We start from the raw sequence: 25,494 nt of genomic DNA, 5'->3' as shown, positions 1-25,494 counted from the left end.
GGACGCCCCTTCATGACCGACCCGCTCATCCACGACGACGCGTCCTCCCAGGACGCCCACCTGGATCACCTTGCTGCGCGCGCCATCTCCAAGCCGCTGGTGACCCACATCTACACCGCCGATCCCTCCGCGCACGTGTTCGAAGGGCGGCTCTACATCTATCCCTCGCACGACATCGATGCCGGCACGCCGTTCGACGATGACGGCGGGCATTTCGGCATGGAGGACTACCACGTGCTGCGGATGGACACGCCCGACGGCGAGGCCACCGACTGCGGCATGGCGCTGCACGTGCGCGACGTGCCGTGGGCCGACCGCCAGATGTGGGCGCCGGACGCGGCCTCGCGCGACGGCCGCTATTACCTGTATTTCCCCGCCAAGGACGGCGGCGGACTGTTCCGCATCGGTGTGGCCGTCGGCGACCGTCCGGAAGGTCCGTTCACGGCCGAGCCCGAGCCGATCGCCGGCGCTTATTCGATCGATCCGGCCGTGTTCGGAGACGACGACGGCGAGCACTACCTGTACTTCGGCGGCATCTGGGGCGGGCAGTTGCAGAAGTATCGCGACAACCGCTACCACGCCTCGCACGAGGAACCGACCGGCGACGCCCCCGCGCTCGGCCCGCGCGTGGCGCGGCTGGATGCCGGCATGACCACGCTGGCCGAACCTGCGCGCGAAGTGGTGATCTTCGACGAGCAGGGGCAGCCGCTCCGCGCCGACGACCATGCGCGACGGTTCTTCGAGGGGCCGTGGCTGCACAAGTACGCTGGCCGCTATTACCTGTCCTATTCCACCGGCAACACGCACCTGCTGTGCTATGCGGTGAGCGACAGTCCTTACGGACCGTTCACGTATGGCGGCGTGATCCTGAAGCCGGTGGTCGGCTGGACCACCCATCATTCGATCTGCGCGTTCGACGGTCAGTGGTATCTCTTCTACCACGATGCCCTGCATTCCGGCGGCGTCACGCATCTGCGCACCATCAAGTGCACGGTGCTGCACCATGAGGCGGACGGACGCATCCGTACGATCGATCCCTATGGCGGCTGATGCGCTTCGCGCCGCCTGGAACGATGCGCTGGCGCCGATGCCCGCTGGCGCGCTTCACTGGTTGCGTGCGGGACGGCTGGAGGTCGCGCTGGCGCCGGAGGCCGGTGGGCGCATCGCACAGATCCGTTACGACGACATGGACTGGCTGGTGGGGCCCGACGACGTCCCTCCCGCCACCATCGCCTGGGGCTGCTATCCGATGGTGCCCTGGGCAGGACGCGTGCGCGGCGGACGTTTCGGTCTGGAGGGGCGTGCGTATGCCTTGCCGGTGAACTTCGGTGGGCACGCCATCCATGGCATCGGCTTCTCGCGGCCCTGGCGGATCGACGCGCTGGAGGCCGACAGCGCCGCCCTCTCGCTGGCGCTTCCGCACGACGACTACTGGCCGTTCGGTGGCACCACGACGCAATCGGTGCGGCTGCTGGAAGATCGCCTGCAGCTCGAGCTGGACGTGCAGGCCGGCGACCGCGCGATGCCGGTGGTGCTGGGCTGGCATCCGTGGTTCCGCAAGCCCGACTGCCTGACCTTCTCGCCCGCGGCGATGTATCCGCGGGATGCGGAAGGCATCGCCACGCTGCCGCGCGTGTCGCCGGTGCCCGGTCCCTGGGACGACTGTTTCGTCGCGGGGGGCGAGATCGCACTCGCACGCGCTGGTCAGCGTGTCCGCTTGCAGGCCGATACCGATCATTGGGTGGTGTACGACGCCGCTGCCCATGCGACCTGCGTCGAACCGCAGACCGGTCCACCCGACGCGTTCACGCTTGCGCCGCGCGTGTTGCAGCCGGGGCAGCGCCTCCGCCTCGCCTTCGAATTGGCATGGTCCTCGGACGACGAGTCGCAGGAAGACGACCACGCTGTTTCCTGATTGCTGGAGAAGCACGATGCGCCCCGGTCGCACCCGCATGACTTCCCTTCAACGCATCGCCCTGGTGGCCCTGTCGGTGATGTGTGTTGCACCGGTCCACGCGCAGGACGATGCGATGACCGCCATCGCCACGCCGGATCAGCCGACGGCGATCGTGCTGCACAGCGGGTCCGTGCCGACGGCATCGCCAGCCGAAGCCTGGCATCGCCAGTACGGGAGCGTGTTCGCACGCAACGTCAGCGTGGCCACGCTGACCCCATTCCTGCCGGATCCGGCCAAGGCCACTGGCACGGCCGTGATCGTCGCACCCGGCGGAGGCTTCCGTTCGCTCTCGATGCAGAACGAGGGCTGGGATGTGGCGCGTGCGCTGGCCGACCGCGGCGTGGCCGCCTTTGTGCTGAAGTACCGGTTGGAACCGACGCCTGCCGACCTGGACGATTTCGCCCGCTCCATGCGCGGAATGCTTTCCGTCCCGGTCCCCGCGCATCGTCTTGATCCGGCTGCCTCGGTCGCGCAGCTTGGCCCGCAGATCGCCGATGCGCGCGCCGCGTTCGCGCTGGTGCGCCGCCGCGCGACGGAATGGGGCGTGGACCCGCAGCGCATTGGCATGGTCGGCTTCTCTGCGGGGGCCATGTTGACGCTGGCCACCGTGCTCGCCGGCGAAGACGCCAGGCCGGCCTTCGTCGGGAATATCTATGGACCCTTGGCGCGGCTCGATGTGCCGGCCGACGCGCCACCGCTGTTCGTCGCGATCGCCGCCGACGATGGCCTGTTCGCCGATGGCGGATTCGGCTTGATCGAACGCTGGCGTGCGGCGCGCCGGCCTGTCGAATTCCATCTGTACGAGCAGGGCGGGCACGGTTTCGGCATGTACGCCAAGCCGACCACGAGCACGGGCTGGTTCGATGCCTTCGTTGCATGGATGAAGATGCACGGCTGGCTGGAACAGAGCGGGAAGGGGAACCGCACCCCCACGAAGGAGCAGGCACCATGACACCGTACCGCGTCGTGTTCGCCGCATGCTTTGCCGCCCTGCTCACGCTGCCATGGGCACGCGAGGTGAAAGCACAGGAACCGTCGCCCCCCGCACCGCGGTCGAACCCGCTGATCCGCGACAAGTTCACCGCCGATCCGGCGCCGCTGGTGGTGGGTGACCGGCTGTATCTGTACGTGGGGCACGACCAGGCGCAGCGCGACGAGATGTTCAACATGCGCGAGTGGCTGGTGTATTCGACCACCGACATGGCGACCTGGGTCGACCACGGCCCGATCATGAAGGTCGCCGACTTCGCCTGGGCGAAAGCCGATGCCTGGGCCTCGCAGGCGATCGAGAAGGACGGCCGGTTCTGGTTCTATGCCGCCGTGGAGCACAACAGCACGCAGCCCGGCAAGGCGATCGCCGTCGCCGTAGCGGACAGCCCGACCGGCCCGTTCCGTGATGCCAAGGGGTCGGCCCTCATCACCAACGCGATGACACCCAAGGGCACGCACAGCTGGGAGGACATCGACCCCACGGTATTCACCGACGACGATGGCACCACGTGGATCGCGTGGGGCAATCGCCAGTGCTATATCGCCCGGCTCAAGCCCAACATGATCGAGATCGACGGGCCGATCACCGAAATCACGCCGCCGCATTTCGAGGAAGGGCCGTGGCTGCACAAACGTGGGGATATCTACTACCTCACCTACGCGTCGCTCGACCGCGCCAGCCACCGCGATGAGAAGGTATCGTATGCAACTGCGCCCTCCCTAGAGGGCCCATGGACGTATCGCGGCGAACTGACGGGTTCGGGAAAATACAGTTTCACCATCCATCCCGGCATCGTCGAGTTCAAGGGCGCCTGGTATCTATTCCTGCACAACGCCGCCCTCGCCATCGGCGACCAGAATGGCGCCATCGGCCGCCGCGCGGTGACCGTTGAGCATCTCCGCTACAACGTCGATGGAAGTTTGAAGCCTGTCGCGCAGACTGATGCTGGCATATCTGTTCCCCCCCTCGAGTAAAAGCGGGATGCCCCTTCAAATGGGGGGATGTCCGTTTCTGGCCGGTAGCGGACACCGATGGCGATAGCCTGATCTCGGCTGCTGACGTCGGGCCTGGGCGGCGGGCACGTTGCCGCGCCCGCCGTCGAACGCTCTCAGAAGTCCCAGCGGCCGGTGATGGATAGCGGCACCGAGACGCGGCGACCGGTGTCGTTGATGGCAGCCAGGCCGAGTCCGGCGATCGCGGAATCGTCGTCCGAGAGATCGTCGATGTAGTTCACCCCTGCGGTGAGCCTCATACTGAAGCGGTCGGTGAACGAGATCTGCGCACCGGCCTCAAGACCGCCACTCAGTGCCCAGTCCTTCTCGTAGAACGGCGCATTAGGGATCGTGATCGCGGCATCGGGAATATCGAAGGTGGCCCGTATGACATCGGTTTCGGTCGCACCCAGTCGCGCCGCGACGAATGGCCTGACCCTGCTGCCGTCGCGGAAGAAGTGCCGGTACCCAGCCTCCCACGCGTACGCGTCATAGCCCGAGAACCTCCCGAATACGTCGAGCTCGGTGTCGAGCGTCGGCACGTAGGCGGCACCGACTCGCACGCGACCATCATCGGCGCTGGTCTCCCTCGCCTGGAGGAACACTTCGCTCCGGTCGCTCAGTCCATAGCCCACTTCCAGGCCCCATGACTTGGCAGTGCCGTAGATCTGCTCATGGCTACGGGAACGAATGCGCAACTCCGCGCTGACGCCCGCCAGCGCGGGGTTCAAGGGACCGAGATCCGGCACCGGTGCCACGGCGCCGGTGTGGACGTCGCCGCTAACCGGCCTGTCGACGCCACCGAATACCGACATCGAGAATTTTCCCTGCTCGGGACCTGCCGCGAACGCGGGCCCTGCCGCCATCAGCAAGGCGGCGCCAAGAAGTTTGATCTGCATGTGCCTCTCCCATCAGTACGGATAGCGCCTACCCACTGTAGGCACGGGGTCTACGCAACCGTGATGGAGGTGGATTCAAACAGGACGACGTATGTAAGCAGCCTTTCACAGTTACTCACGCTGCGTCGACGTCGCTGTACGCGCTTGCCGTTTGTCGGCACTGCTTGGGACTAGTTCGGCGTGCGCTTCCGACCCGAAGCGGTCATCCAGCTGCAACGATGGGTTGCAATACTTCTAATATTCCGGAAATATAGAAGCATGGATACGCCCCAGACCGTTCAAGCACTTCGTGCGCTCGCGCACGACCACCGGCTTGCTGCCTACCGCGCGCTCGTACAGGCCGGCCCAGACGGAATGGCCGTGGGCGAGCTGCGGGATCAGCTCGATTTGCCGCCCGCCACGCTGACAGCGCACTTGAATCAATTGCGTGCCGCGGGGCTTGTCACTGACGAGCGGGAAGGACGGGTCATCCGGATACGTGCCGACTACGACCGCATGAACGGTCTGATCGGCTTCCTGACGGAGAACTGCTGCGGGGGGAAGTCCTGCACGCCGGCAGTCAAGAAGAAGCTCCGTTGATCCGCATTCCAGAGATACGACATGACCGACAAGAGCTACAACGTACTGTTCCTGTGCACCGGCAACTCCGCGCGCAGCATCATGGCCGAGGCGATCCTCAACGTGCTGGGCCACGGCCGGTTCAAGGCCTATAGCGCTGGCAGTCACCCCAGCGGCCACGTCCAGCCGATGGCGCGGGAGCTTGCCGAGGCCATCGGCTATGACGCCGGGCAGGTGCGCAGCAAGAACTGGGACGAGTTCGCCGTGGAAGGCGCACCTGAGATGGATATCGTCATCACGGTCTGCGACAACGCTGCAGGAGAGGCGTGCCCCGTATGGCTGGGCCATCCTGCACTCGCGCACTGGGGTGTGCCCGACCCGGTAGCCGCCACGGGCGATGAAGAAGACCGTCGTCGAGCCTATACCGCAGCGTTCGCCACACTGCGCCGCCGTATCGAGCTATTGCTATCCCTGCCGCTGCAAAGCCTCGACCGTCTGGCCGCACAGGCAAAGCTGGGCGAAATCGGACGCGTCGGCGCTGAATGATCCGCCAGCGCCTCTTTGCCGAGTTCTTGGCCACGGGCCTGCTTCTGGTGACGGTGGTGGGCTCGGGCATCATGGCCGAGCGTCTTGCGGGCGGAAACGACGTCGTCGCCTTGCTAGCAAATACCCTCGCGACCGTTGGCGGACTCTACGTTCTCATTGAGGTGTTTGGCCCGATCAGTGGTGCGCACATGAATCCCGCAGTCAGCGCCGTGATGGCTGCGCGTGGCGAACTGCCCAAGGCCCTGTTGCCGGCATACATCCTGGTCCAGCTCACGGGCGCGGTGAGCGGTGCTCTCTTAGCGAACGCCATGTTCGATCTTCCGATGCTGGAGTTCTCCGCGAAGGTGCGGACCGGCGCAGGTCAATGGCTGGGCGAGATCGTTGCGACAGCGGGTTTGCTGCTGGTGGTGCTGCGGGCACCCGCATCCCGTGTAGCCATGATGGTGGCTGCGTATATCGGTGCGGCCTACTGGTTCACTTCGTCGACTTCTTTCGCGAATCCTGCTGCAGCCTTCGGTCGCATGTTCAGTGACAGCTTCGCCGGCATTTCGCCTGGCGACGTGCCTGCCTTCGTTGTGGCGCAGGCCATTGGGGCTGCTCTGGGCGCCATGATCCACAAGCTACTTGGAAAGCCTCATGTCTAATCCTGGCGATCTGCCCAACATCTCGGCCGAACTGTTCCATTTGCCCGAGGTTGACCGACTATCCTCGACCCCGCGCGCTATGCACGCCCCGCGTTTCCTTCTGCTCTACGGATCGCTGAGGAAGAGGTCATACAGCAAGTTGCTCGCGCTGGAGGCGGCTCGACTACTTCAGGCGATGGGGGCCGAGACCCGGCTCTTCGATCCGACAGGCCTGCCGCTTCCAGATGGAGAGCCCGATACCCATCCAAAGGTCCAAGAACTGCGGCAACTGGTGCAATGGTCGGAGGGCATGGTCTGGAGCTCACCCGAGCGACACGGTTCCATGAGCGGCATCATGAAAGCGCAGATCGATTGGATTCCGTTGTCTCAAGGCTCCGTACGACCAACCCAAGGCAAGACGCTGGCCGTCATGCAGGTCTCCGGCGGTTCGCAGTCCTTCAATGCGGTGAACCAGCTCCGTGTGCTTGGGCGTTGGATGCGCATGATCACGATCCCCAACCAGTCCTCTGTCGCAAAGGCGTTCAACGAGTTCGACGAAGACGGGCGCATGAAGCCCTCCGCTTTCTATGACCGCGTCGTGGACGTCATGGAAGAGCTCATGAAATTCACGCTATTGACCCGGGATGTCTCGCCCTACCTCGTCGATCGCTATAGCGAACGGAAGGAGAGCGCGGAAGAGCTCGCCAAGCGGGTCAGCCTCCGCGCGATCTAGGTACGGAAGTGGCCTGCCGATCTCTCTGGTCGGCGCCCATGTCCGCTTCTGGCCGGAAGCGGTCGCGAGGCAGGTTGGGATGGGGGCGGTCCTCGCCGGCATCCCGGCTCCGGCGAAGGACCGACGCATTCGTAAAGCCTCCAGCGCAGTTCCGAAGCGATGTTTACAAGCAAGACCGAACAAGGCCCGCTAACGCGGGCCTTTTCAGCTGTTTCCACTGGATGCGGACGAGAACCGTCCGGACGTGAAATCGACGCTTCTGGTGTAAGTCGGCTTAGTTCCGGCTTCGGGATGATGCAAGTCGACGGCAGCGGCTTCAGTTTGTTGCTGCCAGTTGCGTCCGTCGCCTTATGCGTCTGCTTTGGCGCGGGGCTTCAGTCGGAAACTGACCCCCAGGCGATTGATCGCGTTCATTGCGGCGATAGTCAATGTAAGATCGACTAGATCCTTTTCAGAGAACACGGCTGCTGCTGCAGCGTATGCCTCATCGGAGGCATGCGTTTCACTGACACGTGTTACTTCTTCCGCCCATGCTAGTGCTGCTCGCTCCTGCTCCGTAAAAAGGTACTCAGCTTCGTGCCAGACTGGAACAAGAACTACGGTATCCACCGACATACCCTCTTTCATCACGTCGCGCGTATGGATGTCGATGCAGTGGGCACACCCGTTGATCTGAGAGACCCGCAAGAAGACCAGATGGATCAGCTTGGCGGGAAGCGCCGTGTCCTTCGTGACGAAGTGGTGCATGGCTCCGATTGCCTTTGCCCCTTCGGGGGAAACCGTAAACCAGTTTGCTCGTTTCATTTGTGTCGAATTCCTTGCAATTGAAGTTGGTAAGCTGGCACGTTGCTAGCCCATCCCTATCTTGGACGGCCTAGCGGGTCAATCTGTGACAGCCCAGTGGACCGCGTCTGCCTGCGCCTTGCGCGATCCGCTCCGCCCTGATTGCAGCGCCCACGCGATGCTCTAGACATCCCGACTGCCGGACTTGCTGGGTACGGAATGGTCAAGTTGGCTCACCGCGTACGCCCTGTTCTCAGGGGCAGGGTGACTATCTCCCCCTGAGGTAGACACAGATTGCAATTGTTTGCGGGCGAAACACCATGGAGGTTCCGCTCTGCACGAGGACGGCAGCATGTGCGCCGGATTTGCATGTCTGGCCGCGGGGGACTTCGCTAGTGCGTGAGCTGGCCATAGCGCGCGCTCTGCACCCTGCTGGGTCCGGTGATGCCTCGGCTTGTTAGCCGGCCCCAGCCACCCTAAGATCGAGTCGCACCAAGGGGGAGAGCCCACTACATGGTGCGCTGAGGACAAGTCGTATAACCGGCCCCAAGGATCGGGCTGTTAGATAGTTGGGCGGGCTGACTGTCCAACCAGTTCCCGGTTCAGCTTTTCTCAACATCAAAGGGAGAGAGACTATGTTTAGAGCACTGGCCATCGCTACGCTTATAGCCTTAGCGTTTCCTTTGTCTCCCCACGTGTTCGGCCAAGTGGCCGACCAACAATCGAGCGACACGACCACCGCCAAATACATACAGGCTCTTGCCAACGAACTTGCAAGCGCCATTGTCAGGCGAGACGTCGCCGCGATGGAGCAGCTACTGGCCGACGACTACATGGACGTAAATCCAGATGGCGTAGTCAGTTCCAGAGCACAATTCATCGCTGAGTATAATAACCCCCCAGCTGCGACCAATGAGTTCGAAGCTGCTGAGTTCGGAGAAAGCGGCTTGAAGGTGCGTGTCTACGGCGACGTGGCAGTGCTGACAGGGCGAAGCATTTGGCGTGGACACACGGCAGAGGGATATGCCTTTACCGGCACACTGGTGTCAAGCATGGTGGCTGTGAAAGAGAATGGGCAATGGAAAATTGCAACAACTCACTCAAGTTCAGTTCCACCGTCACAGGCAGCGACTAATCCACCAGAGTAGGGTGCGGTGTGACCATGCCTGCCTAGCAGTTCATTAAAGCCGACGCCGCTTCGCGGAGCGGCTTAGTTCAGACGTTGGTCGATGTCCGCTTCTGGCCGATAGCGGACATAAATCTATTTGAGTGGAGGCGCCAGCTTAGTGGGCCTCCATTGCGTCAGTGGTTGACGTCGAGCGAGGGCGACGGGCACGTTGCCGTGCCCGCCGTTGGACGTTCTCAGAAGTCCCAGCGGCCGGTGATGGACAGCGGTATTGAGACGCGACTTCCGGTGTCGTTGATGGCCGCCAGACCGAGCCCGGCGATCGCGGAATCATCGTCGGAAAGATCGTCGATGTAGTTCACCCCTGCAGCGAGTGTCATGCTGAAGTGCTCGGTGAACGAGATCTGTGCGCCGGCCTCAAGCCCGGCGCTCAGCGCCCAGCCCTTCTCGTAGAACCGCGCATTCGGGATCGAGATCGAAGCGTCGGGGATCTCGAAGGTGGCCCGGATGATATCGGTTTCGGTCGCACCCAGGCGTGCCGCAAAGAACGGCCTGACCCGGCCACCGTCGCGAAAGAAGCGCCGGTAACCCGCCTCCCACGTGTACGCGTCATAGCTCGAGAACCTTCCGAAGATGTCGAGCTCGGCATCGAGCGCCGGCACGTATGCCGCACCGACGCGCACGCGGCCTTCGTCGGCGCTGGTCTCCCTAGCCTGAAGGAATACTTCGCTCCGATCACTCAGTCCATAGCCCAGTTCCAAGCCCAACGACCTGGCCGTGCCGTAGATCTGCTCGTGGCTACGGGAGCGAATGCGCAACTCCGCACTGACACCTGCAAGTGCGGGATTCAACGGAGCGAGATCCGGCACCTGCGCCACGGCGCCGGAGTGGACGTCGCCGCTGACCGGCATGTCAACGCCGCCCGAAACCGACATGGAGAACTTGCCTTCTTCTGGACCTGCCGCGTAGCCGGGGCCGGCCACCACCAACATCAATGCGCCAAGAATCTTGGTATTCATGTGCCACTCCCAGGGGTTGAGTCAGCTGCTTACTGTCTGTAAGCCAATCCGCTACGCGCTGACCGAGGGAGAAGATTCAAGGGAGAGGGCGAATGTAAGCGGGGTTTCAAAAGACCTCACGCGTTATGCACGTTGCTGTATCGGCCGGCGCCGCTGGTCGGCACAAGTGGCAACGTGCTTTGCAGTCGCATAGCCGACACAGACTTCGCAAGCGCAACACCAAACCTCTCACGCATCGTTTGACGAGGGGGGGGGCTGCTCTGAAAGACTAGTTGCCGTGGAGTACGAGCTGTTCGGTGTCAGTTAGGCATGTGTGCAGCGCTTCGTGCTGTACAGGTGACCGGCACACTGTCGTCTCGCCACGGCGCGCAAGTTGATTTCACCTCGGCATTCAGTCGAGTTGGAGAATTCCGATGGGCAACAACACTACCCAGACACCGCGCGATCCCGAAGACGAACATCAGGGCCAAGGCGGTAAGGGCCAGAATCCGAATCAGGGTGGCCAGGATGCTCAGCGGCGAGATGACCAGCGACAAGGTCAGGATGGACAGGATGAGGATCAGGAAGATCAAGGCCCGTCGCCTGACGAAGAAGATGAACAAGAAGGTGACGGCGACGAGACCGGGACTGGCCGAGGCGAGCAATAGCGGGACGGGCACGCGACTGCCCACGCAGCTCGGGTCCCGCTACTGCACTCAAAGAGCTCCCCCGGGAGCTCTTTGTTTTCGAGCGAAACACCAGCCAGTGCGAGCGTAAAGCAATCAGAGCAAAACTCAGCGGCCTGTGACAGGGCCAATCTAGGGTCTGCGCCGTTCCGGTACATGCCCAAAACACCCACCTATTAAGGCAGGCAATCACATGGCACGCGATATCTTAAAAACGCTGAAATCAGAACACGACGATTTGAGGGGCCTTTTCGAGGAGCTAAAGGGCACCACAGACCGAGGCGTAAAGAAACGAGAGGAGCTTCTAGGAAAGATCGAGGCGGCGCTAGTTCCTCACGCAAAGTGGGAAGAAAAAGTCTTCTATCCTGCATTCAAGGAAAGGGCGGATAGAGATGGCCTGCAGACTCATGCGGAGGCCTTGGCGGAGCATCACGCGGTAGAAAACTCTGTAATTCCATAGGTGCATGCCGCAGCGATCGGAACGCCTGAGTTCGCAGGCCGTACCAAAGTGTTCGGTGAACTCATCGATCACCACGCGAAGGAAGAAGAAAACACAATGTTCAAGATGGCTCGGAAGCTCTTCACTACCGAAGAGCGCTCTCTGTTGGATGAAGACTACGAGGCTTGGAAGAGCTCGGACGCGGCTAAGGACGCGCTGGCTGCCGAGAAAGCTAAAGCTAACGTCAAGGCGGTTGTGAAGGCTAGTAAGAATTGATTGATTGCGGGAGCGCCCGCGCGACGGGTGCTGCCGCAACTTCCAGCAAAGGACAGCTACTCGGCCGAGCTACTTGCCTGAGCAAATTTCTTTCGGACTCCAGTCAGACTCCAAACTCATCCAAGGGGTGTCATCAGGTATGACCAGCAATACCAGGCTTCGCCGCCCTTTGGGTGAGGCCTGCAGGTGCGGCCCTCCATCCAGAATGTAGTGCTCACCTGCGGCCACCAGGGCAATGCCATCGCGCGTTTCCACGCACTGTTCTCCTTCCAGAACATAGAAGACTTCTGGTCTCGGATGGGAGTGAGCTCGCGTCGTCATACCCGGCGGAAACCAGGACTCAAGCAAGCGTACACGGCCCTTCGCCGGTGCACGGATGGGTCCGATTGACTCCCTGATAGTGGCGCCATGGATGAGGCCGGGCCTGGTATCACCCATCACGTGAAGCCATGCCTTTCCATGGGCTTCTGCAGCCACGGCCTGCCCAGCGTGCGTCGCGGCGACGCGGGCATCAATGAGCGTCGAAAGAGAGTAGATGTGCCAGTAGAGCTCGCCGCTGGGAGCCTCGATATCAACCTCTGCGGACAAGTAGCAACCGGGCTCTCCCACGTGCTCGCTGGCCGGCGCGGTGCACTGACCAGGCACGGTGTTGCCGGCAGCCTGTGTTGCGAGCAGTACTGCGAGTAGAAGCGACATGCGCTGGCTCCTTGGTCCGTACACTTTCCAACGGCACGACTAGGGGCGTTAGGACATCACGTGTTGCCGCTTCCGACCCAAAGCGTACATGGAAGCAATGTCCTAACAGGCGGACGGCCAGCCTAAAGTCGATGGTGGCTGATTCCGGATAATCTGCATGCATGTGTCCTGAGCATGAAATCCAGGCGGCCCTTCACATGCTGGATATCTTCGTCGCCAGCCTGATCCAGGATCTCTTTCGCAAGCGCATTGAACTGAGGCCAGAACTGGGCTTCATGCCGGAGATGCTGCAGCCAGGGCGGCAACATGATGGCCAGTCTGTCCAGTTCCGCATCCAGCTGCACGCGAGGTTTCATATCGGAGCGCGCGGCCAGCTTGCTTTCACCCGATGCACGTTGCCGTCGTCCACGAGTGGGAAGCGCAATCCTGCCTGGCCAACGCCATCCAGTTGCAGGGTGGCCGCATGGGCGTCCCGTTGCGTGATGGAGATGACGTAGAGGCTGGACCCGAAGCGGTAGCGCAGCTCGTATTCCGTCCATTCACGCGGCAGGCAGGGGTCCAGTGCCAGCTCGTCCCCGATGCGCTGCAGGCCCAGCAGCGACTCGGTCAGCAGACGGTACATCCAGCCGGCGGAACCGGTGTACCAGGTCCAGCCGCCCCGGCCGACATGCGGCGCCACGCCATAGACATCGGCGGCGAGCACGTAGGGCTCCACCTTGTAGACTGCGGTGGCATCCGGATCCTGCGCGTGATGGATCGGATTGATCATGCGTGCCAGCTCCCACGCCCGCTCCGTGTCGCCCTGATGCGCGAATGCCATTGCGGCCCATACCGCGGCATGCGTGTACTGGCCACCGTTTTCGCGCACGCCCGGTACGTAACCCCGGATGTAGCCGGGATCCTTCGGGGTCTTGTCGAAGGGAGGCTCGAGCAACTGGATCAGTCCTGCCTCTCGCTTCACGAGATACCGATCCAGTGACGCCATCGCCTGGCGTGCGCGCACGGGATCCGCGGCCCCCGACAACACCGACCAGCTCTGCGAGATCGAATCGATCCGGCATTCATCGCTCTGGCTGGAGCCCAGCGGGGCACCGTCGTCGAACCAGGCCCGCCGGTACCACTGGCCATCCCATGCATGGGCTTCGAGGTTCTCGCGCAAGCGCTCGGCGTGCTCTATGCATTCGTCGGCGAATGCATCGTCGCCACGCATGCGCGCCACGTCGATAAAGCGTTGCAGCGTGTCGTAGAGGAAGAAGCCGAGCCACACGCTTTCCCCCCGACCGGCCTCGCCAACGCGGTTCATGCCGTCGTTCCAGTCGCCCGTCCCGATCAGGGGGAGTCCACGTTCGCCCAGAAGACTGCAGCCACGGCGAAGGGCCAGTACGCAATGCTGGTAGAAGGACTGCCGCAGGTACGACGTTGCGGGCATGTCGTAGTACGACTCTTCGTCGAAACCGACCGGGCGGCCGTCGACGAAGCCGACTTGCTCGTCCAGCACGCTGGCATCACCCGTTACCCGCAGATAGCGGGATGCCGCCAACGGCAGCCAGAGGTAATCGTCCGAGCAGCGCGTGCGTACACCGCGCCCCTGCGGTGGGTGCCACCAATGCAGCACGTCCCCTTGCGGGAACTGGTGAGCCGCAGACAGCAGCAGGTGCGCGCGCGTCAACGCTGGCTTGACGTGCAGCGTCGCCATGGTGTCCTGCAACTGGTCGCGGAAGCCGAAGGCACCCCCGGACTGGTAGTAGCCACTACGTGCCACGTAGCGGCACGCGAGGGTCTGGTACATCAGCCAGCCGTTCACCAACGCATCGACGGAGGGCTCCGGCGTACTGACCTGCACGGACGTCAGCAGTCCACGCCAGTGGATGCGGACGGCGTCCAGTGCGTCGTGCGCCCGCTGCGCGCCCTGCACGCGACGGGCCAGATACAGGGCGTCCTCATAGTCCTTGCCCATGCCGAGCCGGAACACCGTCTCGGATGCCTCGCCATCGAGCAGCGACAACGGCACTTGGATGGCGGCGCACGGATCGAGACCTACGCCCAGGCGACCGGACAAACGCTCGCGCTGCAGAGCCGCCGGATCGGCCATGCTGCCATTGCGGCCGAGAAATTCGGTGCGGTCGCCCGTGAAGCTGCAGCCACTGGCATCGGTATCGAAGAACGCAACCCGGCCGTTGAACTCGGTGTTGTAGGGATTGCGTGCCGTCAAGACGCCGCTGGCAGCATCCTGCTCGGTGATGATGTGCATCTGCGATTTGACCCGCAGGTCACCCAGCACCCATTCCACGTAACCGGTGGCAGAGAGTCGGCGTGCACGTCCGGACAGATTCCGGAGCTTCAGTACCGAGTACTTGACCGCATCCTCGACCGCCACATACACCCACAATTCGCTGGCGATGCCATCTTCGATGTGCTCGTACACGCTGTAGCCGAAGCCATGGCGCGTCCGGTACGCCCCACGGCCCCGGCGTGGCAGTGGAAGCGGCGACCACACGTGTCCGGTGTCCTCGTCGCGCAGATAGAACGCTTCGCCACCACTGTCAGCGACCGGGTCGTTGTGCCAGGGCGTGAGGCGGAACTCATGCGCGTTCTCGAACCAGGTGTAACCCGCCATGCTTTCGCTGACTACCGTGCCCAGCCTTTCGTTGGCCAGCACGTTGGACCAAGGCGCCGGTGTCGGGCTGCCTTCGCGGGTGGTGATCACATACTCGCGGCCATCAGCCGAGAAAGCGCCGGTGCCGTTGTCGTGAACGAAGGTGCCGGACACGGCCTCGAAAGGCCAACTGTCGTCTTCCTCATCTACCTCCATCGGTGGTGGCAGCCCGGTCGATTCGTCGAGCGCGGGAAGCTCCACAGGATCCTCGCGTGGCCCCTCCGCCAACAGCGTCGGCATGATCCGTTCGGCGGGCTCGCGGCGACCGATCTGTGCGGCCAGCGATCCCTGCTGGTCGCTGATGATCACCCGCGCCACCGACTGCAACAGGATTCGGTCCTCCTGCGACATCTGCTGGCCCGGGCGCACGAAGATGCCGCCCGGACGATCCAGCACATTCGCCTCCGGGTCTGCCGAGATCATGCCCAGGATCAGGTCCTGCAGCTGCTGCCGGTAGCCGGCCTGGCTTTCGTTCCAGATCACCAGGTCCGCGCGCAGTCCTTTGAGGCGCCAGTAGGCGTGTGCCTGCACCATCTGGCGGACCAGCTCGATGTTGTCGGCATCGGAGATCTGCAGGAGGGCGATGGGCAGGTCGCCCGAGATCGCGTGACCCCAGAGACCGGACTGGCCGCGCTGGTTCTGCAACAGGACATCGGCGTCCGCGCGCAGCAGTGGGTGCGCATAGACAATCAGCCCGGCCAGCCGTTCATAGAGTTGCGCATCCGCCTGCGATGCGTTGATCTGGCGGCGGACGACCTGGCTGTGGGTCCAGGCCAGGTCGAAGACGCGGTCGGCGAGCCGGCGATCGCGGTACTTGTCGATCAGTCCGGCGCAGGCTTCGCGGTCCACGCCCACGCCGTGCACCATGTCGATCATCGCGGTCTGGCCCGGCGCCAGCTCGATCCGGCAACGGATGGCCACGATCGGGTCCAGTACCGAGCCTTCGCTGTCGGACAGCGCGTCCTGCTCGGCCAACGCCACCGGCGTGCGCGGCGTGTTGCCGCGACCGAGGAAGCGTGCGCGATCGGTCTCGTACGAGATCGCGCTGATGTCGGCGTCATGCACTGCCACCAGATGGAACATCCATGGCGGTACCTCGTCGTGCGCGCGCGGTCGGCGCGTGCACAGCAATGCCTGCTTCTCGCGCACGATCTCGGATTGCACGAACAGATTGCTGAAGGCCGGGTGTAACTCGTCCGCGATGGCGGGCGCCAGCACCACCTCGGCATAGGTCGTGATCTCGATCGTGCGTGTAAGCCGGCTGCGGTTGCTCAGGCGCAGTCGGCGCAGCTCGATGTCGTCCTCGGCGGAGATGGCGATCTCCAGATGGCTCTCGTAGCCGCGCTTGCGTCCGCGGAACTCCGCCTTCGCATCGGAGAAGATCGCCTCGTAGTGGTCCACCGGCACGCACGCCGGCTGCAGCGAGGGGGACCAGAACTCACCGCTTTCCACGTCACGCAGGTAGCAGAAGTTGCCCCAGTGGTCGCGCGTCCCGTCCTCGCGCCAGCGCGTGACCGCCAGGTCACGGTGGCGGCTGTAGCCACCGCCGGCGCTGGTAACCAGGCCGTGGTAACGCCCATTGGAGAGCAGTTGCACTGCTGGACGCGACGTCCCGGCATTGCGGAAGATGCGCAGCTGGGTCTCGGTTTCGGTGGGCGCGGCGCGCGAACCCAGCGTTTCGGCTTCGTGCGGGTGGAATACGCCGGTATGCGGGATGCGCTCCTGAAGCAGCAGCAGCGTCGCCTGGAACTCGGCATCGGCCACGAAGCGTCGCTGCATGGGCTGCTGCCGCAGCAAGTGAACGAGCGAGAGGAATCCCATGCCCTGGTGATGGGCCATGAAGGAGCGCACCACCACGTGGTCCTGGCCTGGCGGGACGCGAGCCGGTGTGTAATCGATCGCTTCGTACAGCCCGAAGTGGCCACCGAAGCCAAGGGCTTCCTGTCTTTGCAGATTCTGGCAGGCCGCCTCCGGCGCCACCATCAACGCCATCATCGTGGCGTAGGGCGCGATGACCAGGTCCTGGCCCAGCCCGCGCTTGAGGCCCAGCCCGGGTACGCCGAAGGCGCGGTACTGGTAGTTCATGCGTGCGTCGACGGTGTTGTAGCCCGACTCGGAGATGCCCCAGGGCACGTCATGATGCTCACCGTGCAGGATCTGCGCTTCCACCGCATGCCGGGACGTCTGGTCGAGCAGGGTGTCCGGATAGCTGGGCATGACCAGCTGCGGCATCAGGTACTCGAACATGGAGCCACTCCATGAGAGCAGCGTCGCATCGCCGTTGACCTCGGTCAGCAGGCGGCCCAGCGCAAACCAGCTTTCCTGCGGCAACTGTCCCTGCGCGATCGCCACGAAGCTGCAGAGGCGTGCTTCCGACGCCAGCAGGTCGTAGAGCCCGTTGTCCAAGCGGTGTTCGTCAACGTTGTAGCCGATCACCAACAGGTGGCGTGCGCGGTCATAGAGGAACTCGTATTCCATCAGCGAGAACTGCCCGGCGATGTGCGCCAGGCGTTCGAGTTGATGTATCCGTTCCCGTGCGCGTCGGGTCGCCAGCGTGCCTGCGGGACCCTCCTGCAGTTCGCGCAGCGTAGGCAGGCGGTCACCGGCCCATGCGTCGGCATCGGGTAGCAGGAACTGAAGCTCCGCATGCGCCGACCTGCAGCCCTCGACAAGCGCGGTCGGCCAGTGATGCGGATGGGTCTGGTCTGGATCGATGGTGGGCCAGGTCGCGACGATGCCCTCCGCGTGCACGACCAGGCGCGCCAGCATGCGTTCCGCATCGGTAACGGTCGCTGGCGGCTCGCGCTGTGCCTGCGTCAGGACGGTGCGGAACTCGAACACCGCCAACGACGATGCGTCGCCGTCGGTCTGCGTGTCCTCGAGTGCGTCTTCCAGCACGGCCAGGGTGTCAGCCAGCCCGGAGAACGTAGCGGGTGCCAGGACAGGGGCATCGGCCAGTGCCAGCAGGCCCTGTCGCAGGGTCAGCAGGTGCCCGGAAAGGTTGCCGCTGTCCACCGTGGAAACATAGGCCGGCGGCAGCGGCTGCAAGGTTTCGGTGTCGTACCAGTTGTAGAAGTGCCCGCGATGGCGGGGCAGCATCTCCAGCGTGTCGAACGCGAGGCGGGTGCGCTCCATCACGCCGCCCGCCTGCAGGTAGCCGAAATCGTAGGCCGCCAGGTTGGCCAGGAGCGACAAGCCGATGTTGGTCGGCGAGGTGCGTCGCGCCACCACCAGCGCCGGATGCTCTTGCACGTTGTCGGGTGGCAGCCAGTGATCCTCTGCGCGCACATAGGTTTCGAAGAAGGCCCACGTCCGTCGCGACAGCTTGCCGAGGAACGCCAACTGCAGTGCGGACAGCTTGTCCGTCCGCCGGTCCGGCGGGCGGCCAAGCCAAGCCATCAGCACCGGCGACAGCAGCCAGAGCAGCAGCAAGGGCGTGGCCACCCACAGTGCGGCCGGCTGTTTCATCACCAGCAGTGCGGCGACGGCGGCCGAGATCAGCGGTGCCGGCGCCATGCTGTAGAGCTCCGCGCTCACACCGCTGCCCAGACTGCGTTCGACTTCGCTGGACGGGTTCCACTGCAATAGGTGCCGTCGTGTGACCACGAGGCGCCAGAGCGTGCGCAGGATCGCGCCTAGGCTGAAAAAAGCCTCGTAGGGCAGGCAGGCCACATTGACGACCGCGCGCCAGAGTTGCTTCAGACAGGATTTCCCCACCTGCACCAGATGGGTTTCCAGCGGCATGTCCACCGGCAGGGCGACCACATCCCGCAGCGCCGGAAGCAGCACGGGCAGGGCCCATAGGCTCAGCAGCCACGCGGTCCAGGCGAGCGGGTCCGGCGAGAACAGCCAGCCCAGCACCAGCAGGGCGAAGGTGGCCGTCGGCACCAGGCTGCGTCGCAGGTTGTCGAGCAGCTTGCCGCGCGAGAGCCAGGACAGCGGATTGCGCTCAAGCCCGCTGCCGCGGCGCGGTACCCACGGCAACAACCACGGCAGCAGCTGCCAGTCGCCGCGGATCCACCGATAGCGCCGCTTCACGTCAGCCGCGTAGCGCGACGGATAGTCTTCGAACAGACGCACGTCGCTGACCAGGCCGGCACGTGTGTAGCACCCCTCCAGCAGGTCATGGCTGAGGATACGGTTGTCGGGAAAGCGGTCCGCGAGCGCATGCTCGAATGCATCCACATCGTAGATGCCCTTGCCGACGAAGGACCCCTCGCCGAACAGGTCCTGGTAGACGTCCGATACGGTGCGTGTGTAGGGATCGATGCCGGGCTCACTGCCGAACATGCGCGCATAGCGCGAACTCGGCCGCCCGCTGAGGCTGGTGCCTACGCTGGGCTGCAGGATGCCGTAGCCGCGGACCACGCGCCGTCGCCGCGGGTCGAACACGGCCTGGTTGAGCGGGTGCGCCAGCGTGCCGGCGAACTCGCGCGCGGCGTCTCGCGGCAATTTGGTGTCCGTGTCCAGCGTGATCACGTAGCGCACCTGCGCCAGCACGCCGATGTTGCCGGTCACCTGCAGGAAGTCTTCTCCCAGTCCGCCACGCAGCAGCCGGTTCAATGCCGCCAGCTTGCCTCGTTTGCGTTCGTAGCCCATCCAGCGCCGTTCGCGCGGATTCCACAGGCGCGGTCGATGGAACAGGAAAAACAGGTCGCCACCGCCTTCGTCAGCCCGTTCGGGTGCGTACCGGCGATTGAGCTGTTCGACCCGGTGTACGGCATGGGCCAACAGCGCGGCATCGCCTGGCAGCGAAGCCTCGTTCGCATCCAGGAAGTCGGTGAGCAGGGCGAAGTGCAGGTGACCGTCGCGGTTCGCCAGGAAGCGTACTTCCAATGCTTCGACCAGACTGTCCACCCCCTCCGCGCTGCTCAGCATGCTGGGGACCACTACCAGCGTGCGCGCCGTGGCCGGGATGCCATTGGAGAAATCCATCCGGGGCAGGGGGCGGGGCGGTACCAGCAGGGTTGCCATCCAATTGACGAGCGCTATGCCCAGTTCGCTGAAGGCGAGGAGCGCGAGCATTGCCAGCAGCCACGTCGGCACCGCCTGTGTCGCTGACCCCGCCGTCAGCAGGCCGTGAGTGAACAGGCCGATGATGATCGCGATCGGGATCAGATAGATCGCCAGCGGAATACGGCGCGGCCGAAGGCGAACCGGCCGCGCGCCGGGCAACGAGGCGGTCACCGCTGCCTGCGTTCGGCCGACGCCATCGTCCACCAGATAGAAGCCGACGTGCGCCTGGTGATGGCCCGGCGCGGCAGTGGCGGCGGCCTGCGCCAACTGCAGCGCGATCTCCGCCACCGCGTTCTCACCGACATTCGCGAGCCGTGCGATCTTTTCCACCACGTGCCGGTAACTGTCGCGGGTGCTGAAATCCATCAGCGCGTACGTGCGCGCCGGGTCGGCACGGAGCGTGCGCTCGACCACGCTCATGTCTTCGACGAATTCCCGCCAGTCCATGTTGGCCAGGAAACGCAGGCTACCGATGCTGTTGCTGATCGACACCTGGTCCGCGGCCTGCTGCTGGCTTTCCAGATGCACCAGTTCCTCGATGCGCAGCCCGCCATCCGCCGCCCATTGCTCCAGCCAGGTGATCGGCATGGAGAAAACGCCGCCCCGTCCCTGCAGGCCACGCGTCAGCTCGGAAACGAATGCGCCGCTCAGCGGCGGATCCGAGCGGGCCATGTCGGCGATGACCAGCACCACGTCCTTTGGATTCTCCGCCGCCGTCCGGTTGAGCTGGGCGGCCCACTCGCTGGCCAAGCGGTGATCGTCGCCGTCGCGCATCACGCGCACTGCCATACGTCGCAGGTTATCGATAAGCGCCAGTCGCAACATGATCGGGATGGCCCACAACTCACCGAGTTTCAGTGGCGTGATGGACTGATAGGCGGCGAAGAAGCGGCGCAGCGTTTCGGCGTCGATGCGGCCATCGCCGTGCGCGATGGCCTCCAGGGACAGGTCGTACACGCGCGGAAGGCCGCTCGAGGGTCCTTGGCTGAGGGACGGGAGCTGGCGGCTGTAACCTTTCGGCAGATGCCGCCGTGCGGTGACGATCTGCTCTTCCACCAGGTAGTAGTTGTCCAGCAACCATTCGCCGGCTGGCGTGATGCGCATGTCGTCCTGGACCATCCGCGTCAGCAGCGCGCAGACATCATCCAGCAGGCCTTCGTTCTCGGCCAGGCGGTCCAGCAGGCGTTCCGGTCCAGCCTGTGGAAGTATCCGATGAGCACGCGCCAGTGCGCGGCCGTGCAGTTCCATCTGCTCCACATTGAACAATTGCGCGCGCAGCGGTGCTTCCGCGCGCAACGGCTTCTGGATCGCGGCGCGGCGCCAGCGCCACAGACGCCGACGCAGGCGTAACCAGCGGCTGAAAATCCTCCAGACCTGGGGCATCGGAAATCCTGTGGGGAGCGGCTGACCGACGTGGAACCCATCCTTGCACGCATATCAGGAGGTGGGTGTGAAGGATGCGGCGCAGTCGCGAGGGCATCACGGCCGAAACCACGAGACGCGTTCGCGCCGTTGCGACGGCTCGCCGGGTACGCGCCACGTCGCGTGAATGAGAGAGTTCCTAAGTGAGCATCGGCGTCAGCGTGAAAAGAAAGCCGCGCGCATCCAGCATCGCACGCAGGCGCTCCTCGGCGGCAATGCGATTGAAGGTGCGCCGCACCCAGAGGCCGTAGCAGGGGCGCCTGCCTTCCGCGCTGCTGCCCTGCTGGACGCGACGGCTCACGCGGACGTCCATGGATTCGCACGCGGTCGCCCAGATGACGCGCAGATCGTCAGGGCCGATGGATTGGCGGGCACCCAAGTGCAGCAGGAAGACCTGCCTCTGTTCGCGTTGCATGCGTGGCACCTCCGGCCAATCCGCTCGACTGAGCCTTGCTAGTGTGTAAAGCCTGGCCAGTCAGGGTGCCGGGATGTCTCATACCATTGCTGTGCACGCGCCATTGCTTCCGGCTTGGAAAGATCGGCTTTGGCGAAGAAGAACCAGCGAACGTCACTGCCTCGCCCTTGCTGCTCATGGACCAGACGATAAGCGTTGACGCGCGTATCCCGCTCCGGATCCAGCAGTGCATCGATGGACTCGACGCCAAGCGTCGAAATGACCAGTGAGATGCTGCTCATGGCATTGTTCCCAGAGCCGCCAGCGGAATGGTAGGACGAACCTTGATGCGGCGGTTCGAGTCCCTTCTTCCCGACCAGAAATGCCATTCTTTCCTGACGTGCTGGCGAAGCAGCACCACCACGCGTTGAAGGACGCCGGAGCGCGCGATCGCGCGGGGCGTATCGTCAGCATCCGCCTGGATGGGCCAGCCTTCGTTCTCCGCGCATTCCACGGCGCGATCATTCAACAGGTGGGCCATACGCTGAAACGCGTGGACACCCCGCACGACGCGATGTCGTTTGGTGTTCATAGCGGCTCCCGATCTTGTGCGAGCCGGCACACTGCGGGCGCGGAAGTTAGCCAGCTTCGGAATCCCGCGTGAATCCACGGTAGCACGCTGAGGGGCGACGTCATGTGTATTTCTGCGCATAAGGCGTCACGCCGCAGTAACGGCCGACAGCGCATGATGATGAAGTTATGGTGCAGGACCGTATCGGCTGCTCAGCCGCGCATTGCCCCTCCCATTCTCCGCATTGAGTTCGAGCCTGGCGCCGCGCCAGGTTACGGCGGTGTCTGCGGCCGCCCACACGACGCCAATCCCGGGCCCGCCTCGCAGGAAATTCTCCATGGAGATGCTACAGAAAGAGGGCTTCTTGCAAGAGAACCTTCTTGGCATGCTCAGAAGCAAGCGTTCGTTCCGCACCTTCATTTATGCGATTGACAAGGCCGGACTGACGGAATCATTCAACGGTGCCGATCAGTACACGTTGTTCGCGCCCACGGATGAAGCGTTCCGGCAACTGCCGCACGGCACGTGGTTCTCGGCCGCAAGACAATCATGGACGTCGGAGGATGGGAAGCAGCGCCCACGCTGCAAGGGCAGGCTGCATCCATCGCGATAGTGGGTAGTCAGCTAAGCATCGACGGGGCGCAGATCACGCGTCCCGACATCATGCCCAGGAATGGCGTGATCCATGGCATCGACAAAGTCAACATTCCCGAACCCCCGCCTCGCTGAGGTGAGGCAGCAAAGGAATGCAAGCGGCAGGGGCAATCCCTGCCGTTTTCTTTTCCATGTTCCCGAAGCATGGCGCTTGGCGCGCCCGATGCATATTGCGTGCATCAATACCTTTTTCCTGCGTTTGTCCGCTTCTGGCCGCTTGCGGACTTGCCAACGCAGACAATCAGGCCGCTTTGGAAGCGAATTGCCCGTCAGTTCCCATTGCCTTGCATGCGTCCAGATAGTCCGCCCAAGCCTGCATCATCTTCCTGCGCTCGGGGAGATGCTTTGCAAGGTTATAGATCGCTCGCACCCCCTGTCCCTTGTGGGCGAGTTGGCGCTCGATCGCGTCCGGGTTGAAGCCGAGCTCATTGAGTAGTGTGGAGGCCATGTGGCGGAAGCCGTGGCCGACAATGGTGTCGCCATCGTAGCCAAGGTTTCTCAAGGCCGCGTTCACAGTGTTTTCTGACATGCAGCGCTTGGGGTCGCGGACCCCAGGAAACACGTACTCCCTGTGACCTGTTAGTGGCTGTAGGTCTCGGAGGATGGCTACAGCCTGCTCCGCAAGTGGGACCACGTGCGGCTCGGCATTCGGATTCTCTTTTTCAGCCTTAGGCAGTTTCCTGCGGCCGGGAGGGATGACCCAGCGCGCGCCATCGGGATGGTCCAGGTCGAACTCAGCCCAGCGGGCGCCGCGCAATTCGCCCGGACGCACAAAGGTCATCGGTGCCAACTTCAGTGCTGCCGCCGTTACGGCCTCACCGCGATATCCGTCCATGGCTCGCAGAAGTCGCCCCACGAGCTTCGGGTCGGTGATGGTTGGAAAGCTGCGCTTCCTGCGTGACGGTAGGGCAGCACCCAAGTCCGCAGCCGGATTGCGTTCGGCGCGCTCGGTAGCCACTGCGTATTTGAATACGCTGCTTATGGCCGCCATGACCCGGTGAGCTTGTTCATGATGACTGCGCTCAACCATACGACCGAGTAGGGGGCGAAGATCGGACACCCCCACTTCCGCGATCGGTTTCTTGCCGATCCAGGGAAAGACATGGCCTTCAAGACGCATCTGCTGCTTGGCATGGTGGCTGTTGGTCCAGCCATGAGCTTTTACTGCCAGCCATTCGCGTGCGATGACCTCAAAGCTGTTTGCCGCTCGCTCGATCCCGGCGGACTGCTCAGCCTTCCGGTGTTCCCCAGGATCGATGCCTTTGGCAAGTTGCTTACGAGCCAGATCCCGCTCAGTGCGCGCCTCCGCGAGGCTTGTATCGGGATAGGTCCCCAGGCTGAGCGTATTTCGCTTCCCGGAGACCGGACGGCGGTAGTCCAGCCGCCACCAGCGCGCGCCATCGGGCCTGAGAATCAGGTAGAGACCGCCGCCATCGCGCAATTTAAGCGGCTTCTGTTCAGGTTTTGTTTTGCGAATCGCGGTGTCGGTCAGAGGCATGCGAAAACGGCCTTGGCGGTAACAGTTTTGGCGGTAGGTCGCTTACCGTCAAAGTTACCGCCCCTTACCGCCGGCTTGCAATGGATTCCCTCGGACTACATCGGGCGCAAAAAAGGCCGGAAGCCTTGATTTTACTGGGCTTTCCGGCCTTAGTTGGACTTGCTTGTACTACCGCGTGGTGGCTATGGGTGGACTCGAACCACCGACCCCAGCATTATGAGTGCTGTGCTCTAACCGGCTGAGCTACATAGCCGCGGGAACCGCGTATTCTTCATTTCCACCCCATCCCTGTCAAGCTTGGGAAGCGTGCTTGTCGCCTGCGACAACGCGTGGCAGAGTCGGGGGCAGTAGATTTCAGGAGTCCGCATCGTGATCGATCCGGACGGCTACCGACCCAATGTCGGTATCGTGTTGATGCGGCCGGATGGCCGGGTGTTCTGGGCGCGACGCGTGCGCCGGGATGGCTGGCAGTTCCCGCAAGGCGGCATGAACACGGACGAGACGCCGGTCGAGGCCATGTACCGCGAGTTGCGCGAAGAAACCGGCCTGTTGCCCGAACATGTGGAAGTGTTGGGTGTCACGCCCGGCTGGCTGCGCTATCGCCTGCCTCCTCGTGCAATCCGGCGCACCGAACGGCAGGTCTGCATCGGGCAGAAGCAGGTGTGGTTTCTGCTTCGCCTGATCGGCGACGAGGCGCACTTGCGCCTGGATCTGACCGAGAGCCCGGAATTCGACCATTGGCGCTGGGTGGACTTCTGGTACCCGCTGGAGCACGTGGTGATCTTCAAGCGCCGCGTTTACGCCAGCGCGCTGGGGCATCTGGCTGCGTTTGCCCGGAGCGTCGCCGGGCCGCAGGCGATCCCGGCCCAGCTGCCCGATCCCAGGGCGCCCGAGGCGCCGCGCCGACGCAACCGCGACCGGCCGGCCCGTAAACGGGGCGGAGCCGGCGAGCCTGTTAAGAATTGACAATCATTCTCATT

General features: G+C 63.6%; 24 protein-coding genes and 1 tRNA gene. 13 read left to right on the top strand and 12 right to left on the bottom strand.

Features of this window, described 5'->3' with window-relative positions:
* Nucleotides 1-12 precede the first annotated feature (12 nt).
* From IB230_RS14790 to IB230_RS14775, 4 genes are read left to right on the top strand one after another with little or no spacing between them, the layout of a single operon-like run.
* Nucleotides 13-1,050: a glycoside hydrolase family 43 protein gene (locus IB230_RS14790; RefSeq protein WP_192273561.1), complete on the top strand. Its 1,038-nt coding sequence runs from the start codon at nt 13-15 to the stop codon at nt 1,048-1,050.
* A complete protein-coding gene (locus tag IB230_RS14785; protein ID WP_192273560.1) occupies nt 1,040-1,915 on the top strand; it encodes an aldose epimerase in 876 nt (291 codons plus the stop codon). The genes IB230_RS14790 and IB230_RS14785 overlap by 11 nt, the downstream gene beginning before the upstream one ends.
* Nucleotides 1,916-1,952: 37 nt before the next feature.
* Entirely contained in the window at nt 1,953-2,909 is a 957-nt protein-coding gene (locus IB230_RS14780; protein ID WP_192273559.1) for an alpha/beta hydrolase, read from the top strand.
* Nucleotides 2,834-3,922, top strand: a complete 1,089-nt coding sequence (locus tag IB230_RS14775) for a glycoside hydrolase family 43 protein (protein WP_225589525.1) — start codon at nt 2,834-2,836, stop codon at nt 3,920-3,922. Before IB230_RS14780 ends, IB230_RS14775 begins: the two co-directional genes overlap by 76 nt.
* Nucleotides 3,923-4,056: 134 nt before the next feature.
* Here the strand turns inward: IB230_RS14775 and IB230_RS14770 are convergent, their stop codons facing one another.
* The gene (locus IB230_RS14770; protein ID WP_192273558.1) at nt 4,057-4,839 is read right to left on the bottom strand and encodes an outer membrane beta-barrel protein; all 783 of its coding nucleotides are present in this window, start codon (nt 4,837-4,839) and stop codon (nt 4,057-4,059) included.
* A 258-nt stretch (nt 4,840-5,097) separates the two neighbouring features.
* On the opposite strand from IB230_RS14770, the gene IB230_RS14765 reads away from it, so the two are divergent.
* From IB230_RS14765 to arsH, 4 genes are read left to right on the top strand one after another with little or no spacing between them, the layout of a single operon-like run.
* Complete coding sequence (locus IB230_RS14765; protein ID WP_192273557.1) at nt 5,098-5,418, top strand: metalloregulator ArsR/SmtB family transcription factor; 321 nt, start codon at nt 5,098-5,100, stop codon at nt 5,416-5,418.
* Nucleotides 5,419-5,439: 21 nt separating this feature from the next.
* A complete protein-coding gene (locus IB230_RS14760) occupies nt 5,440-5,943 on the top strand; it encodes an arsenate reductase ArsC (protein WP_192273556.1) in 504 nt (167 codons plus the stop codon).
* Complete coding sequence (locus IB230_RS14755) at nt 5,940-6,587, top strand: MIP/aquaporin family protein (RefSeq protein WP_192273555.1); 648 nt, start codon at nt 5,940-5,942, stop codon at nt 6,585-6,587. The genes IB230_RS14760 and IB230_RS14755 overlap by 4 nt, the downstream gene beginning before the upstream one ends.
* The gene (gene arsH / locus IB230_RS14750; RefSeq protein WP_192273554.1) at nt 6,580-7,299 is read left to right on the top strand and encodes an arsenical resistance protein ArsH; all 720 of its coding nucleotides are present in this window, start codon (nt 6,580-6,582) and stop codon (nt 7,297-7,299) included. The genes IB230_RS14755 and arsH overlap by 8 nt, the downstream gene beginning before the upstream one ends.
* 348 nt (nt 7,300-7,647) lie before the next feature.
* Here the strand turns inward: arsH and IB230_RS14745 are convergent, their stop codons facing one another.
* A complete protein-coding gene (locus IB230_RS14745; RefSeq protein WP_192273548.1) occupies nt 7,648-8,103 on the bottom strand; it encodes a carboxymuconolactone decarboxylase family protein in 456 nt (151 codons plus the stop codon).
* Between the two features lie 614 nt (nt 8,104-8,717).
* Between IB230_RS14745 and IB230_RS14740 the strand changes: the two genes are divergently transcribed.
* The gene (locus IB230_RS14740) at nt 8,718-9,230 is read left to right on the top strand and encodes a nuclear transport factor 2 family protein (protein WP_192273546.1); all 513 of its coding nucleotides are present in this window, start codon (nt 8,718-8,720) and stop codon (nt 9,228-9,230) included.
* 214 nt (nt 9,231-9,444) lie between these two features.
* Here the strand turns inward: IB230_RS14740 and IB230_RS14735 are convergent, their stop codons facing one another.
* Nucleotides 9,445-10,227 (bottom strand): autotransporter outer membrane beta-barrel domain-containing protein, encoded by a 783-nt coding sequence (locus IB230_RS14735; protein WP_192273544.1) that lies wholly within the window; start codon nt 10,225-10,227, stop codon nt 9,445-9,447.
* A 299-nt stretch (nt 10,228-10,526) separates the two neighbouring features.
* Nucleotides 10,527-10,898, bottom strand: a complete 372-nt coding sequence (locus IB230_RS14730) for a hypothetical protein (RefSeq protein WP_192273542.1) — start codon at nt 10,896-10,898, stop codon at nt 10,527-10,529.
* A gap of 187 nt (nt 10,899-11,085) precedes the next feature.
* Here IB230_RS14730 and IB230_RS19760 point away from each other — a divergent pair, with 187 nt between their 5' ends.
* On the top strand, nt 11,086-11,352 hold the full coding sequence (locus tag IB230_RS19760) for a hemerythrin domain-containing protein (protein ID WP_225589524.1): 267 nt from the start codon (nt 11,086-11,088) through the stop codon (nt 11,350-11,352).
* A complete protein-coding gene (locus tag IB230_RS19755; RefSeq protein ID WP_225589523.1) occupies nt 11,353-11,607 on the top strand; it encodes a hypothetical protein in 255 nt (84 codons plus the stop codon).
* A gap of 69 nt (nt 11,608-11,676) precedes the next feature.
* Here IB230_RS19755 and IB230_RS14720 read toward each other — a convergent pair whose 3' ends face one another.
* The 6 genes from IB230_RS14720 to IB230_RS14695 form a co-directional block, all read right to left on the bottom strand.
* The gene (locus tag IB230_RS14720; RefSeq protein ID WP_192273540.1) at nt 11,677-12,303 is read right to left on the bottom strand and encodes a hypothetical protein; all 627 of its coding nucleotides are present in this window, start codon (nt 12,301-12,303) and stop codon (nt 11,677-11,679) included.
* Between the two features lie 122 nt (nt 12,304-12,425).
* A complete protein-coding gene (locus IB230_RS14715; protein WP_343227326.1) occupies nt 12,426-12,647 on the bottom strand; it encodes a hypothetical protein in 222 nt (73 codons plus the stop codon).
* Between the two features lie 8 nt (nt 12,648-12,655).
* A complete protein-coding gene (locus tag IB230_RS14710) occupies nt 12,656-21,358 on the bottom strand; it encodes a glycoside hydrolase family 94 protein (RefSeq protein ID WP_192273538.1) in 8,703 nt (2,900 codons plus the stop codon).
* Nucleotides 21,359-21,536: 178 nt separating this feature from the next.
* The gene (locus IB230_RS14705; RefSeq protein WP_192273536.1) at nt 21,537-21,812 is read right to left on the bottom strand and encodes a hypothetical protein; all 276 of its coding nucleotides are present in this window, start codon (nt 21,810-21,812) and stop codon (nt 21,537-21,539) included.
* Nucleotides 21,813-21,850: 38 nt separating this feature from the next.
* Nucleotides 21,851-22,093 (bottom strand): hypothetical protein, encoded by a 243-nt coding sequence (locus tag IB230_RS14700; protein ID WP_192273534.1) that lies wholly within the window; start codon nt 22,091-22,093, stop codon nt 21,851-21,853.
* Nucleotides 22,090-22,383: a hypothetical protein gene (locus IB230_RS14695; RefSeq protein WP_192273530.1), complete on the bottom strand. Its 294-nt coding sequence runs from the start codon at nt 22,381-22,383 to the stop codon at nt 22,090-22,092. Before IB230_RS14695 ends, IB230_RS14700 begins: the two co-directional genes overlap by 4 nt.
* Before the next feature lie 316 nt (nt 22,384-22,699).
* On the opposite strand from IB230_RS14695, the gene IB230_RS19750 reads away from it, so the two are divergent.
* The gene (locus IB230_RS19750) at nt 22,700-22,975 is read left to right on the top strand and encodes a fasciclin domain-containing protein (protein ID WP_192273528.1); all 276 of its coding nucleotides are present in this window, start codon (nt 22,700-22,702) and stop codon (nt 22,973-22,975) included.
* A 282-nt stretch (nt 22,976-23,257) separates the two neighbouring features.
* On the opposite strand, the gene IB230_RS14680 is transcribed toward IB230_RS19750, so the two are convergent.
* Nucleotides 23,258-24,514: an integrase arm-type DNA-binding domain-containing protein gene (locus tag IB230_RS14680; RefSeq protein WP_192273524.1), complete on the bottom strand. Its 1,257-nt coding sequence runs from the start codon at nt 24,512-24,514 to the stop codon at nt 23,258-23,260.
* A 176-nt stretch (nt 24,515-24,690) separates the two neighbouring features.
* A tRNA-Met gene (locus tag IB230_RS14675) sits at nt 24,691-24,767 on the bottom strand.
* 116 nt (nt 24,768-24,883) lie between these two features.
* Between IB230_RS14675 and IB230_RS14670 the strand changes: the two genes are divergently transcribed.
* On the top strand, nt 24,884-25,480 hold the full coding sequence (locus tag IB230_RS14670; protein ID WP_192273522.1) for an RNA pyrophosphohydrolase: 597 nt from the start codon (nt 24,884-24,886) through the stop codon (nt 25,478-25,480).
* The last annotated feature ends 14 nt before the right edge of the window (nt 25,481-25,494 follow it).

The sequence above is a fragment of the Pseudoxanthomonas sp. PXM01 genome, assembly GCF_014851815.1.
Lineage (GTDB): Bacteria > Pseudomonadota > Gammaproteobacteria > Xanthomonadales > Xanthomonadaceae > Pseudoxanthomonas_A.
The sequence above is the reverse complement of the archived record's forward strand: the minus strand, read 5'-3'. Positions and strand labels throughout refer to the sequence as shown.